General features: G+C 69.2%; 8 protein-coding genes. 5 read left to right on the top strand and 3 right to left on the bottom strand.

Annotation, left to right across the window (positions count from 1 at the left end):
- Window positions 1-11 precede the first annotated feature (11 nt).
- Window positions 12-1319: an MFS transporter gene (locus tag IMT31_RS14930; RefSeq protein ID WP_413543267.1), complete on the top strand. Its 1308-nt coding sequence runs from the start codon at window positions 12-14 to the stop codon at window positions 1317-1319.
- On the opposite strand, the gene IMT31_RS14925 is transcribed toward IMT31_RS14930, so the two are convergent.
- A complete protein-coding gene (locus IMT31_RS14925; RefSeq protein ID WP_413543266.1) occupies window positions 1267-5034 on the bottom strand; it encodes an AAA family ATPase in 3768 nt (1255 codons plus the stop codon). The genes IMT31_RS14930 and IMT31_RS14925 overlap by 53 nt on opposite strands.
- 259 nt (window positions 5035-5293) lie before the next feature.
- Here IMT31_RS14925 and IMT31_RS14920 point away from each other — a divergent pair, with 259 nt between their 5' ends.
- The 3 genes from IMT31_RS14920 to IMT31_RS14910 all read left to right on the top strand — a co-directional run bounded on the left by IMT31_RS14920 (window position 5294) and on the right by IMT31_RS14910 (window position 10756).
- Window positions 5294-6286 carry an acyltransferase family protein gene (locus tag IMT31_RS14920; protein ID WP_413543265.1) on the top strand — a complete coding sequence of 331 codons (993 nt, stop codon included), beginning with the start codon at window positions 5294-5296 and terminating at the stop codon, window positions 6284-6286.
- A 135-nt stretch (window positions 6287-6421) separates the two neighbouring features.
- Window positions 6422-8578, top strand: a complete 2157-nt coding sequence (locus tag IMT31_RS14915; protein WP_413543264.1) for an acyltransferase family protein — start codon at window positions 6422-6424, stop codon at window positions 8576-8578.
- 33 nt (window positions 8579-8611) lie between these two features.
- Window positions 8612-10756, top strand: a complete 2145-nt coding sequence (locus tag IMT31_RS14910; protein WP_413543263.1) for a hypothetical protein — start codon at window positions 8612-8614, stop codon at window positions 10754-10756.
- Window positions 10757-10775: 19 nt separating this feature from the next.
- Here the strand turns inward: IMT31_RS14910 and IMT31_RS14905 are convergent, their stop codons facing one another.
- Complete coding sequence (locus tag IMT31_RS14905) at window positions 10776-11741, bottom strand: ABC transporter ATP-binding protein (RefSeq protein ID WP_413543262.1); 966 nt, start codon at window positions 11739-11741, stop codon at window positions 10776-10778.
- Window positions 11738-12646, bottom strand: coding sequence for an ABC transporter permease (locus IMT31_RS14900; RefSeq protein ID WP_413543261.1), 909 nt, complete (start codon window positions 12644-12646; stop codon window positions 11738-11740). Before IMT31_RS14900 ends, IMT31_RS14905 begins: the two co-directional genes overlap by 4 nt.
- 185 nt (window positions 12647-12831) lie before the next feature.
- On the opposite strand from IMT31_RS14900, the gene wecB reads away from it, so the two are divergent.
- On the top strand, window positions 12832-13992 hold the full coding sequence (gene wecB, locus IMT31_RS14895) for a non-hydrolyzing UDP-N-acetylglucosamine 2-epimerase (RefSeq protein ID WP_345359214.1): 1161 nt from the start codon (window positions 12832-12834) through the stop codon (window positions 13990-13992).
- The last annotated feature ends 13 nt before the right edge of the window (window positions 13993-14005 follow it).

The following is a 14005-nucleotide window of genomic DNA, read 5'->3' as shown; positions in this document are numbered from 1 at the left end:
AGGATGGGGTCATGGCACCTTCGAAGACCTCCCGGACTGCGCAGGTCCCCATTCCCCGGGAGATCAAGGTCCTCGTGGCGGCGGCCTTCATCATCGCCATCGGCTTCGGCATCATCGCCCCGGTGCTCCCCCAGTACGCCCAGTCGTTCAACGCCTCGGCCACCGCGGTCTCCGCCGTGGTCTCCGCGTTCGGCCTCACGCGGCTGCTGTTCGCCCCGTTCTCCGGCCGCATCACCAGCCGGTTCGGCGAGACCCCCGCCTATATGACCGGGGTGCTGATCGTGGCGGCGTCCATGTTCTTGATCGCGTTCTCGCAGGAGTACTGGCAGCTGCTGACCTTCCGGGCCCTCGGGGGCATCGGCTCCACCCTGTTCACGGTCTCCGCCATGGCCTTCCTGGCCCGCAAGGCGCCCCCGAGCATCCGCGGCCGGGTCTCCGGCGCCTATGCCTCGGCCTTCCTGATCGGCAACATCGCCGGACCGGTGGTCGGCTCGGTACTGGCGGTCTTCGGGTACCGCGTCCCCTTCCTGATCTACGGAACGGCGCTGGTGGCGGCCGCCGGACTGGTCTTCGTCCTGCTCCGCGACTCCCGGCTGGCCGACCGCGGCAAGCCAGACGTGCGGCCCGAGATGCGCGTGGCCGAGGCCTGGGAACACACCTCCTACCGCGCGGCCCTGACCTCCTTCTTCGCCAACGGCTGGGCCACCTTCGGCGTCCGCAACTCGCTGACCCCGCTGCTGGCGGCCACCGCCTTCGCGGGCACCGGCTTCTGGCTGGACGGCCCGCAGATCGCCGGGGCGGCGCTGTCCCTCTTCGCGCTCGGCAACATCGCCGCCGTCACGTTCTCCTCGCGGCTCTCCGACGCCCACGGCCGCAAGCCGCTCATCATCATCGGGCTGCTGGTGGCCGCGGCCGGCACCGCCTTCATCGGTTGGATGGACAACGCCTGGGTGTTCCTGGCCCTCTGCGTGCTCTCCGGGTCCGGGACGGGACTGCTCAACGCACCCCAACAGGCGGCCATCGCGGACCTCGTGGGGCAGGACCGCAAGGCCGGTCCCGTCATGTCCACCGCCCAGATGGCCTCTGACCTGGGAGCCATCTCCGGGCCCCTGATCGCCGGGCTCGTGGTGGATGCGGCCGGGTTCGGCTGGGCCTTCATGCTCACCGGGGGCATCCTGGCCGTGGGCGCCATCTCCTGGGCCTTCGCGGCGGAGACCAATCTGCCCGTGACACCGGGCGGGCCGCGCACCGGGGCCCTGCCGGCGGTCAATCCGCCAGAGCCGCCTCAGCCGGACGGCCACCGTCCAGACGCTGGCTGATCACCGTACTGACGCCATCTCCCCGCATGGAGACGCCGTAGAGCGCGTCCGCGACCTCCATGGTGCGCTTCTGGTGGGTGATGATGATGAGCTGGCTGTCCTGCTGCAGCTCCCGGAAGATCTCCAGCAGACGCCCCAGGTTGGTGTCATCCAGTGCGGCCTCCACCTCGTCCATGACGTAGAACGGGCTGGGGCGGGCCTTGAAGATCGCCACGAGCATGGCCACAGCCGCCAGGGACCGCTCACCGCCCGAGAGCAGGGACAGCCGCTTGACCTTCTTGCCGGCCGGACGGGCCTCCACCTCGACACCTGACTCCAGCAGGTTCTCGGGATCCGTCAGGAAGAGCCGGCCCTCACCGCCCGGGAACAGCGTGGCGAAGACATGCTGGAACTGGGCCGCGGTGTCCTCGAACGCGGACGAGAACACCCGCAGCACCGTGGCATCCACGTCCTGGATGATGGTCAGCAGATCCCGCCGGCTGGAGTCCAGGTCCTCGAGCTGACCGGAGAGGAAGCGGTGGCGTTCCTCCACGGCCGCATACTCCTCCAGCGCCAGGGGGTTCACCCGTCCCAAGGCGGCGAGCTCACGTTCGGCGCGGCGCAGCCGTTTCTGCTGCTCGGCCCGGTCGTAGGGCACGGACTCGGTCTCGGGCGCCTCGGCGTTCTCGGCCGCCGCATCATCCTCGACCACGGAGCCCGACGCCGGCCCCTCCGACGCTGGCCCGTCCACTTCCGCGGGCACGAGTGGGACGGGAACCTCCGGACCGAAGTGCTCCAGCAGGTACTCGCCGGTCATGCCCAGATCATCCAGGGCCTTGGCCAGCAACTGGTCCAGGGTGAGCTGCTGCTCCTGCCGGGCCATGCGCGCCGCGTGCAACCGGTCCTTGGCCTGGGCCACGGCCGAGCGGTGCCGTTCGGCGGCGCTCTGCAGCCGCTGCCGCTCCGCCGCGAGCTCCTCGCCCCGGCGCTCGAGCTCGGAACGGTCGGACTCGGCCCGGGCCACGGCCTGCTCCAGAGACGCCATCGCCTCCTGGAGGGCCTGAGAGACCGCGGAGATCCGCGCCAGCCACGCGCGGCGCTTCTGTTCGGCCCGCTCCCGCTCCTGATGGGCCACGGTGGCCGCAGACACCTGACGCCGCGACTGATCCGCCCGGGCCGTGAGCTGGGTCAGCGTGGACTCCGCGGCCCGCAGGGCCAGGCGGGCCTCGGTCTCCTCGTGCCGGGCCTCACCGGCCCGGCCCTCCGCGGCGTCACGCGCCGCCGGGTCCGGGGCGGGACCGACGTCCTCCGCCTCGGGGACCGCCCCGTCCCCGGCCGCCGCGGCGAGCCCGGTCTGCCGTTCAGCGGCCTCGACCGCCGACCCGACCGCGGTCTCCGCCTCGGCGAGCCGCTCCCGCAGTGCGATGAGTTCGGCCCGTTGCCGTTCGACCGCCTGGTCGGCATGGGCGAGTTGCTGGTTCAGACGCGCCAGGTCCTCCGTCACGGCGGTGAACCGGGCATCCGAGGCCTCCAGGGCCTCCAGGGTGGCCTGCTCTGCGGTCACCGCCTCCTCGACCCGGTGCACCAGCCCGGACCGCTCGAAGCGCAGCCGCTCGACCTCGTGCAGGGCCGCACCTGCCACCTCAGACGCCTCGTCTGCGGCGGCCTGCCGTTCCAGCCGGCTCCCTGCCCCGGCGCCCCGCCCGTCCGCCCACCCGGCCCCGAGCACGTGCCCGTCCCGGGTCGCCAGGCGGGCCGGTGCCCCCCGGTGACGCTGTGGCAACCGGCCGGACTCCCACAGGGCACGAGCCGTGGCCAGGTCCTCCACCAACAGGGTCCCGGCCAGCAGCGAGTGGACCGTACCGGCGATGCCGGGCCGACCCTGCCCCGCGGGGAACCGCACCATCGCCGCCGCGTCCGTGACGCCCTCGGGCAGCGTCACCGGCAGGTCATCGGCCCCGTCCCTGCCGTCCACGCAGTCGTCGGAGGGGTTGCCTGCCGAGCCATCTGCCGAGCCATCTGGGGAGTCGCCTGACCAGGCGAACAGCAGTCGTGCATCGGCAGCGCCGGCCTCCGAGAGCCGCTCTGCGGCCCGAACCGCAGGTTCCAGCCCATCCACCACGAGCTGTTCGGAGGGACCCCCGAGGGCCGCGGCGATGGCCGCCTCCCACCCGTCCTGGACGGTCAGCGCCTGAGCCAGGGTGGTCGGCTCAAGATCCCCGAGCGCTGACGCTGCGGCGCCGGCCTCGGGCTCCAGGGCCTCGATCAGTGCGTCCCGCCGGGCCATGGCGGCCCCGTGGGCGGATTCGGCAACGGCGAGCGCCTCGTCGAGGCGGGCGAGCCGGTTCCGCAGCCCCTCGGCCTTCTCGGCTGCTGCCTCATGGTCGGCGTCCAGTGCCTCCTCGGAATCCAGGGACCCGGCCAGTCGGTTCTGATAGTCCACGAGTTCCGCGCGCAGGTCCTCGGCGGTCCGCTCGCTCTCGGACAACCGGGCGGTGGACTGTTCCCACTGTCCTCGCAGGGACCGTTCGGTGGCCCGGGCGGCTTCGATCCGGCCGGCCGCCACGGCTGCGGCCTGACGGCGGTCCGCGGCCTGCTGCATCAACCGGGTGTATTCCTCGGTGGCGGCGCGGGCGGACAGTTCGGCCTGCTGCCGTTCAGCCGCGGTCCGTTCCAGGTCCTGGCGTGCCGCCGTCACGGCCGCCTCGGCGGCGAAGGCCTCGGCCTCGGCACGTTCGGCCAGCTGCTGTGCGGTCTCCGGATCCGGGCCTGAAGGAGGAGGCACGGGATGGCGCCGGGAACGCTCACGTTCAGCGGCCACTGCTCCCAGGGAGCGGTACCGCTCGGCCAGCGTGGAGAGCCGGTACCAGTGGTCCCGGGCGGCCGCGGCAGCCTGGGACGCGGTGGCGAGCTCGGCGGCCATCGCCGTGGCCGCCTCGGCGGCTCGGTCCACCTCGGCCTGGGCGTCTGCCACCGCTTCCTCGAGTTCCTGGTCCCCGGCCCCCAGACGATCCAGCGCCGCCTGCTGACGAGCCACGTCGTCAGCGAGCAGCCGGGAACGCGCGTCCCGCACGTCGTGTTGGATGCGCTGCGCCTTGCGGGCCGTCTTGGCCTGCTTGGACAGCGGCCCCAGCTGCCGCCGCACCTCCTCGGTGAGGTCGCGGACCCGATCCAGGTTGGAGCGCATGGACTCCAGCTTGCGGACGCTGCGTTCCTTGCGCCGGCGGTGCTTGAGCACGCCGGAGGCCTCCTCGATGAAACCGCGGCGCTCCTCGGGGCTGGCCTGCAGGATCCGGTCCAGCTGCCCCTGGCCCACGATCACGTGCATCTCACGGCCGAGCCCGGAGTCGGACAGCAGCTCCTGGATGTCCAGCAGCCGGCAGGAGCCGCCGTTGATCGCATACTCCGATCCCCCGCTGCGGAACAGCGTGCGGGAGATGGTGACCTCCGAGTACTCGATCGGCAGGGCGCCGTCCGTGTTGTCGATGGTCAGGGAGACCTGGGCGCGGCCCAATGGTGCCCGGCCGGCGGTCCCCGCGAAGATGACGTCCTCCATCTTGCCGCCACGCAGGTTCTTGGCGCCCTGCTCCCCCATCACCCAGGACAGGGCATCCACCACGTTGGACTTGCCCGAGCCGTTGGGACCCACCACGGCGGTCACGCCGGGTTCGAAGTGGAACGTGGTGGCCGAGGCGAAGGACTTGAAGCCGCGGGCAGTCAGGGTCTTGAGGTACATGGTCCTTGTCTGGGGCGATTCTGTGGAGATCGGTGGAGTCGAACCGGACGGTGGCCCTGAGGTTTCCGGGGCCGACGTCCCCACTGCGCACTATATCGCGGGGCTGCCGGTTCCCAGGGCTGAGATCGCCCGGGACAGCGCGTCGGGTAGGCGCCTGACTGCTCCGGGCCTAGCATGGCCGGTGCCCGACGTCGGCCGGCCAGTTCCGGCGGACGGCCCCTCGGAAGGGGTGACAGCGACCAACCGAGGACCTCCCACCATGCATCCCATCACCCCGACGGCATCCCGCATGACCTGGATGGACACGTACCGGGGCCTGGCCATCTTCCTCGTGGTGCTCTTCCATGCTGCCGGCAATTTCAAGAGTGCCACCGGGCGAGAGTCGGTCCCGTTCCTCGACCCGATCACGATGTTCTTCGATCCCTACCGCATGCCCCTGCTGCTGATCCTCTCGGGATTGCTGTTGCACCGTGGCCTGGCCAAACCCCTGGGCGCCTATCTTGGTGGCAAGTTCCGCAAGATCCTCTGGCCCCTGGTCCTCTGGAGCAGCGTGCAACTCATCATCAGCGCACGATACGACGACTTCTTCTCACCCGTCGAGTGGGTGGACGGAACCTACCAGTGGTTCCTGGTGGTGCTGATGGTCTGCTTCATCGTGGCTCCCCTGAACCGGTGGATTCCCGCTCTGGCGCTCTCTGTGGCCTTCATCCTGATTCTGATCATGGTCAAGGACGAGGTGCCTGAGGCCGCCCGCATCTTCTTCTACGGATCCTTCTTCTTCATCGGCGCGGCCCTGGGTCCCTGGGTGCCCCGCATCCAGGCGCTCCCGGTCTGGGCTCCGATCCTGCTGGGCCTCATCGGGATCACGATCGGCGTCGGCTCCGCCACGGAGCTCGTGGTCGTGACCCGGGCCCTGCCCTGGACCGTCCTGTACCCGCTTCCGGGCCTGGTGGCCCTGCTGTGGTTGGGCCCCCGCCTCCCCACGTTCCCTCCCCTGGACCAGATCGGAAGAAATTCCATCATCTACTACACCGTCCACACCGCGGTCCTGCTGGTTGCCAGTCAGGTCTGGGGTGCAACCGGCTGGCCGGACACCAAGATTCGCTTTACCGTCCTGTTCATCATCGCGCTTGCGGTACCCGCCTTCCTCACCCACCATCGGCAGCAGTGCAACCTGCTCTTCGAATTCCCTGCCCGGCGTCAGCACACCACCGCCCCGTTGGCCACGGGGGTCACTGCCCGGAGATCATGAGGGCTTCCGCACCCGGCGAGACAGTCGCGCCGCTGCCACCCACCTCGTGGTTCGGTGCACCCGAGGCCATATGATGGTCCGGGCTCGGCGACCGCATCGGCCGCGCCTTGAGCCACGCCCAGAGGACCTCCCACCGTGTCAATCTCCGAACGTGAAGCGGCCCGCGGGGCAGCCGATCCTGCACCCGCCCGTCGTTTCCGCAACCGTCAGGACCGACTGACCCGGCACCTGCCGGAACGCCGCTACCTCCCGGAGCTCCACGGCGTCCGCGGCCTGGCCCTGGCCGGCGTCGTGCTCTTCCACCTGTTCGGCAACGGCCGCACCTCCGGCGGGCTCGACGTGTTCCTGGCGATCTCCGGCTTCCTGTTCACCGGCATGCTGCTGCGCGAGGCCGCGACCTCCGGCGGCCGGATCGACCTGCTCAGGTACTTCGGCCGACTGGCCCGCAGGATCGTCATCCCGGCAGCCCTCGTGGTGTTGGTGACAACGGTGGTGGGCCTGTTCGTGCTGCCGTCCACCCAGCGCGACCAGCTCCTGGCGGAGTCCCGGGCCTCGCTGCTGTACTTCGAGAACCTGGAGCTGGTGAACTCCCAGCTGGCCTACGGCGCCGCGGGACCGGAGACCTCTCCGTTCCAGCACTTCTGGTCGCTGTCCGTCCAGGGGCAGTTCTACCTGGTGTGGCCGCTGGTGGCGGTCATCGCCGTCCTCGTGGCCAAGGCCCTGAGGGTCCCGGCCGCCCGGGTGATGGGCGTGTTGGTCGTCGTCATCATCGGGGCCTCCCTGGCCCGCGCCATCGTGGTGGGCGGATATGACCAGGACGCCGCGTACCTGCTGAGTGTCCCCAGGTTCTGGGAGCTGGCCTTCGGCGGAATGCTGGCCCTGTCAGTCGGCCTGGTCCACCTGCCCCGGTGGTCCCGCGCTGCGGCCTGCTGGTTGGGCCTCGCCCTCATGGTGTCCAGCGGTTTCGTGCTGGACGGCGGGCAGCTCTTCCCCGGTCCCTGGGCCCTGTGGCCCCTACTGGGCCTGGCTCTGGTGATCTTCGCCACGGCGGCGGGCAAAGACCGGAAGGTCGATCAGGACGAGCCGGTGGCCGGGGCCGCGAGCAGGATGCTCTCGGGCCGGGCGCTCGGCTGGGTCGGCAACCACGCCTACGGGCTCTACCTGTGGCACTGGCCCCTCCTGATCTACTACCTGGAGATCCGTGGCCGGGAGTCGGTGGGGCTCCTTGGAGGATTGGGCGTCCTGGCCGTGGCTACCGTGCTGGCCATGGCGATGTACCGCTGGATCGAGCAGCCGCTGGCCGCGCTGCCGGGAGGACGTGACCCGAAGCGAGTCAAACGGGTCAATCTCGTGGTCATCGGCACGACGACTGCGGCGCTGGTGCTGGGAGGAGGCGTGGCCACGGCGGCCAACCAGATGGAGGCCCCGCTCGCCACCGTCTTCGAGGACTGGGACTGGGACACCTACCCCGGTGCCGCGGCCATGGCTGAGGACGCGCCGACCCCTCCGGAGGCCGATTTCGTCCCCGCAGCCGAGCAGCTCGCCGACGACAGGCCGGAGGTCTACGACTGGGGCTGCGTGCAGTCCTACCGCCACGATCCGGGCACGGATGAGGTGCTCGTCTGCGAGGACCCGGAGAAGCCGGACGACCCGACGGCGACCGTGGTGATCGCCGGCGGTTCCCATTCCGTGATGTGGGGCCCGGCGGTGCGGGCGCTGGCTGCTGAATACGGCTGGGAGCTGCTGGTCGTCAACAAGTCCGGCTGTGTGTTCAACACCATGACCGCGGAGGAGGACGGCACCTGCCCCGCATGGAACGACAACTTCATCGACTGGGCGGACGAGCGCTCCGTCGATCTGGTGATCACCCCCGGGACGCGGGCGATGAGGCGCCCCGACTCCGAGATGATCATGACTGGCGCGCCGGACCGGTGGAAGCAGATCACGGAGACCGGTGCCGAGCTGCTGCTGGTGCGCGGCACCCCCCGTCCCGCGGAGCATGCCGCAGACTGTCTGGCCTCCGGCGGTGATCCGATCGGGTGCGGCGCAGACCCGGACCAGATGTCTCCGCAGGATCCCCTCATTGCCCTCGACCTGCCGGAAGGGGCCCACACCATCGACGTCGGGGAGTATGTGTGCCCCGGCGGTCGTCAGGCCGAGGTGTGCCCAGCCGTGGTGGGAAACGTGGCGGTGTGGAATGACGAATCGCACCTGAGCACCACCTTCGTGCGCACGATGACCCCCCTGCTGGGGGACGCGATGCGGGAGGAGCTCCCGCAGTACTTCAACTGATCAGCCACACCAGAATCGTGGCATGCTGAAGCGATGTCGAACTACCTGACAGTGGTCGTCCCCCCGCGCTACGAACAGCGGTTCATCGAGTGGCTGCGTCCGCACCTGCCGGAGAACGGTTCCTCCGGGCACCAGCAGACCGGCGCAGGTCATCCGGAGCACGTGGTCGTGGAGTTGCCGGGCACCACGGCGCGATTGCACCACGTCGCCCGGTCCGCGTCAGTTGACCTCCTCGGATCCCCCCGGGGGATGCCACCGCCGGACTCCAGGAACACCGGCGCACTCTTTCGTGGGTTTGCGCAGTCCCACCACGGCGAGCAGGTGGTCTACGGCGCCACCGGCGCCAAGGCGCTGGCGGCGTCGCGGGGACCCCATGCCGACCCCGTGCGCAGCTCGGGGCTGTTCGCGACGTCCCCCGGACAGGAATGGGACGGGTCCCATCTGGCGGTCCGATGGGACCGAACACATGTGCGGGCACACACGGACTTCTTCCGCACGCTCCCCCTCCTCTACACCTCCGGAGGAGGGATGGCGGCATTCTCCGATTCCTGGCAGCTGCTCGTCCGGCTGCGAACCGCCCTGGGGCTACCCGTCTCCCTCTCGCCCGAGGCACTGTTGACCATGCGGATCGACCGGGCGATCACCGAGCATCCGATGGACACCCAGACCGTCTGCACCCAGGTCCGCCTCGCGAGCGTGGCCACGCACGTCATCGCACCTCTGGAAGCAGACGGCGCTGGACCGGCGTACATCGAGCAGACGCCGTATCCGGAGGCCTTCGGGGCTCCAGACGGCTCGTGGAGCGACGTGGTGCGCCAGGCGGCCATCTCCATGGCCTCCACCCTGAAGTCCTTCGCAGCTCAGCCGGGGATCACCCTGCGCCTCTCCGCCTCCGGCGGGGCCGATTCGCGCGCCGTCCTCGCCGCCATGCGCCGGGCGGATCCCGATCAACTCGTCAGCGTGATCTCCACGGCCAATCGCGGCGGAACCGACCAACGGGACTACGAGGTGGTCCACGACATCGCCCAGCGCACGGGGCTGCTCATCGGTCACAACCCAGCCGCGCCGATGCCGACCGTCATCCCCTATCCACACCCCTTCGCCACCTACCTCATCGGCTCCCTGGGGATGCATCAGCGCATCAACATCTTCCCGGGCAGGGTCGGCGGAGCCGGCCACTTCACCCTGACCGGACATGGGGCCGGCATCTTCAAGACCTCCTACGGTTGGCGGCCGTTCTGGAGGGTCGCCCGAGACCTTCGGCAATTCGATACCGCCTGCGGCCCGGTGGCAGGGTCCCTGGGGATGGACTTCCTCAGGTCCGTGGGTATCGATCCGAATTCACCGGATGCCAGCGAGTGGCATTTCATCGGGCTCCGCAATTCCCTCCACGGTGGCCGGTTCACGCTGACCAACCTCCTGGGGCATCCGCCCTTGATGCAGCGCGAACTCACCAGCCTCGCGCATCTGCCGGCCGACGCCGAACGGTCGATGCCGGCAGAACTGCGCCGTGACCCGGAGTTCAACGCACCACGTCCGAACACCACCATGTCCGCGGTGTTGCTGACGCTGTTGGACCAGGAGCTGTCAGCCATCCCCTTCGACGACGCTGCCAAGGACATCGACCCAGAGACCCGGGAGACCATCCTCAGGGCCGCCGGTGGACCACTCCACGACTCCGAGATCCCCACGGCCGAGGCCTTCGGCACCCCGACGGACGTCGTCAACGGTGTAGCTGAGACGTTCCTGTCCCTCGCCGAGTCCTGGGGGCAGTGCGTGGAGTTCAGCCACACGGGCATCAGCCCCCTCGTCCGCCAGGGAGGCGAGATCGCCGCTGATCTCGGCCTGGCCGAGTGGTACGCCCCACTCACCCGTAAGGCCGAGCACCTGTTGACCACGGACACCCACCTCGCCCACCAGCCCGGGGTCTTCGGCCGCCTCATGACGTTCCTCCCCCTGTCCGGTGCCTCGATCGACGGGGACCTGCCCCGTCCCGCGATGATCGGCCCCCCGACGAAGCCCGGCACGGAACCGGCCCGAACGGCGAAGGCGGGAACCTCGACGACGAGTGCGCCCGACGACTCACTCATCCAGGGCGCCACACACGGGCTCCGCCAGCTGGGGTCACGGATCCTGGGACGGCTACCGAGCCGGCGTCGCGACGGACGTGGGCGGTGAGGCACCCGCCAGGAGGGCGTCAGGTGCGTTGGACCGTGACGTTCCGGTATGAGGTCCGGAACGAGTTCACGTGCTCCTCGGCCTCTTTGAGCCGTTGCTTCGCCAGAAGGAAGTTGTACCGCGCGTAGCCTTCGAGGACCTCGTCGGGGTCGCCGTCTGCCAGCGGGAAGCCATTGTCCAGCCACAACACCCGGGAGCAGCTGTTCTCGATGGTCTTGCGGCTGTGGCTGACCAGCACGACGCAGCCGGCCTGGTCCCGCAGCTCCTTCATCCGCTCCTGGGACCGCTCACGGAATCTGGCGTCGCCCACGTTGAGGGCCTCGTCGATGACGAGGACTTCAGGGTTCCGACTCGTGGCGATGGCGAAACGCAGGCGCGCACTCATCCCTGAGGAATAGGTGTCGATCGGCAGGTGGATCGCGGTGTCCAGCCCCGTGGACTCCTCGATCTCGGGGAGCCGCTCGTCGATCTCAGCCCGGCTCATGCCCAGGGCCAGACAGCCGAGGATGATGTTCTGCCGCCCGGAGATCGCCGGGACGAGGGCTGCGTTGACGCCCATCAGCATCGGGGTCCCGCTGGACCAGACCTCCCCCGTGGTCGGCATGAGCTTGCCGGAGATGACCTTCGACAGGGTGGACTTGCCGGAGCCGTTGCGCCCGACGATTCCCAGTGACTCCCCCTCGCCGACGACGATCGACAGCTCACGCAGAGCCCGGACCGAGACTCGCGGTTGGCGGCGGACCAGCCCATAGACGGCCTTCTTGTACCACGGAAGGTTGTCCGCCACCTCCTCACGGGTGGACGGCACCTTGTAGGTCATGGACACCCGGTCCAGCACCAGGGCCGGCCGGTTGGTGCGGTCCAGGGGCCGTGCGTGGTCCAGCGTCACCGTTTCCCCGGCGTCTTCGATGTCGTCCTCCTCGAGGAGAGAGTCCTCGCTGTTCCGTCCCTCGGCCTGGGCCCTGTCCTCCGGTGCCGCGCTCATCGGCTGGCGTCCCGGCCGAGGGACTCATCGGCCCGCCAGAAGACCACGGTGCCGATGATGAGCAGGCCGATGGCCCAACTCGCCAGGATCAGCCACTGACTCCACTCAGGTGTCACACCGTAGAGAAGCGAGTTCCGGGTGATGTTCAGAACCTGGTGCATCGGGTTGAACTCCAGGATGGCCAGCACGGCTGGATTGCTGACGATGTTCTCGAAGGAGTAGAAGACCCCCGAGCCGTACATCCAGATGCGCAGGGCGAAGGTGAGGACCTGGGCGAAGTCCCGCACCTTGGAGACGACGCGGGCGAACAGCAGGACCAGCCCCACGATCAACACCAGTTGCAAGACCACCACGGGGATGATGAGCAACCACCGCCAGGTGATGACCTCCAGGGGAGGGATGGCGAGGACGAGCACGAGCATCGTCACGAGGGTGATGGCGTACGTCAGCGTCTCCTTGAGCACTGAGGAGACGGGCAGTGCGATGCGCGGGAAGTTGAAGGCCTCCACCACGTTGTTCTTGCTGTTCAGCGCATTGGCACCCTGGATGATCGTCCGGCTCGTGAACATGAACATGAACACGCCGATGGTCAGGAAGCCCAGGAAGTTCTCCACACCGCGAGAGGTTCCCAGCAGCACGCCGAAGATCAGGAAGTAGGTGGCGCCGTTGAGGATGGGAGTGAGCACCAGCCAGATGTTGCCGAGGCGGTGCTCCCGGTTCTGCGCTCCCACGGACACCCTGGCCTCGTAGGCGATGAAGTGCCGGACCTCCCAGAGTCGGCGCAGATAGTTGCCGATTCCCGGACGGGCCCCCACGCGGCGTAGCCCGTCCATCCGGACCGAGACCGTCCCGGCGGACGATGCCGCCGTGGTGTCCGTGACATCCGGCCTCGTGCTCTTCGCCAAAGGTAACTCCAGTTCCGGCGCGGAACGCCGTGTTGTCCGGGGTGCCGGTATCCACCGTCATCCTGCCGATTACTGCCCAATAGTATAGATCCACCCGGGGTTTCACGTTATCGCGGCCCAGCCGCGCCACGGTAGCATCGACACGAGTGTCCGCCACCCCAGACCACCCCTAAGGATTCCTCCCGATGACTGCCCTGAAGATCATGCCCATCTACGGCACCCGCCCCGAGGCCATCAAGATGGCGCCGATCGTTCGGGCCCTGCAGGCTGATGACCGGTTCGAGTGCTTCACCACCGTCACCGGCCAGCACCGGGAGATGCTGGACCAGGTCAACGAGATCTTCGGCATCACCCCGGACGCCGATCTGAACATCATGCGCCCGAACCAGACCCTCAACGGGATCATGGAACGCACCCTCGCCGGGCTGGACGCCCTGATCCAGGAGCAGAAGCCCGACGCCGTGGTGGTCCAGGGCGACACGACCACGTCCACGGCCGGTGCCATCGCCGCCTTCTACCTCGGCGTGCCCGTGATCCATGCCGAGGCCGGACTCCGTTCGGGCGACCTGTTCTCCCCGTTCCCCGAGGAGGCCAACCGGAAGATCACCTCCCAGGTCGCTTCCCTGCACCTGGCTCCCACCTCCACCTCCAAGGCCAATCTGCTGGCCGAGGCCATCAACCCGGACGACATCGTGGTCACCGGCAACACCGTGATCGATGCCCTGCTCACCACAGTGGAGAAGCGCATCCCCTTCACCGATCCCGCCCTGCGGGAACTGGCCGAGCGCGCTGAGACCGGCGACGGCAAGGTCCTGTTGGTGACCACTCACCGCCGGGAGAACCAGGGAGATGCCATGCGCGGCGTCGGCCGAGCCCTGGCCCGACTGGCTCGGGAGATCCCGGGACTGACCCTCGTGCTCCCCGCCCACCGCAACCCCGTGGTCCGCGAGGCAGTGCTCCCTGCCCTGGAGGGCCTGGACAACGTCCTGGTCACCGAGCCCCTGGCCTATGGCGAGTTCACGCACCTGATGAACGTCGCAGACCTGGTGCTGACGGATTCCGGCGGCGTCCAGGAGGAGGCGCCCTCCCTGGGCAAGCCCGTCCTGGTCATGCGGGAGAACACCGAACGCCCCGAGGCCGTCACCGCCGGAACGGTGCGGCTGATCGGCACCGACGAGGAGCGGATCGTGGCGGAGTCCACCGCCCTGCTCACCGACCGCGCTGCCTACGAGACCATGGCGCACGCCGTGAACCCCTATGGTGACGGCCGCGCCGCCGAGCGCACCGCAGCGGCGATCGCAGGTCTCCTCGGCGTCGGCGAACGCATCGACGAGTTCACCCTCTGACCGGCTGAACCGA

The organism is Citricoccus nitrophenolicus (assembly GCF_047305825.1).
GTDB lineage: Bacteria > Actinomycetota > Actinomycetes > Actinomycetales > Micrococcaceae > Citricoccus > Citricoccus nitrophenolicus.
The sequence above is the reverse complement of the archived record's forward strand: the minus strand, read 5'-3'. Positions and strand labels throughout refer to the sequence as shown.